Below are 282 nucleotides of genomic sequence, written 5' to 3' on the forward strand. Positions count from 1 at the left end.
GCGCCGATGTCGGCTCCGACCTTCAAGGGCATTGCACTGCGCGGCGTCGGCCCCGCGCTGATGTCCGGGCGCATCGCCCATATCGAGTTCGAGCCCGGTGACCCGGCCACCTGGTACGTCGCGGTGGGCTCGGGCGGCGTGTGGAAGACGGTCAACGCCGGAACGACGTGGACGCCGATTTTCGACGCGCAGGCCTCGTACTCCATCGGCACCTTGGCGATCGACCCCTCGAACACATCCGTGCTCTACGTCGGCACTGGCGAGGACGTCGGCGGCCGCCAT

1 protein-coding gene is annotated in these 282 nt (G+C 68.8%); it reads left to right on the forward strand.

All coding sequences use genetic code 11. The annotated features are described in order from the left end of the window. A partial coding sequence (locus FLQ44_RS23975) for a WD40/YVTN/BNR-like repeat-containing protein (protein ID WP_170253076.1) occupies positions 1–282 on the forward strand: 282 nt, incomplete at both ends.

This window comes from Vogesella mureinivorans, assembly GCF_007644035.1.
GTDB lineage: Bacteria > Pseudomonadota > Gammaproteobacteria > Burkholderiales > Chromobacteriaceae > Vogesella > Vogesella mureinivorans.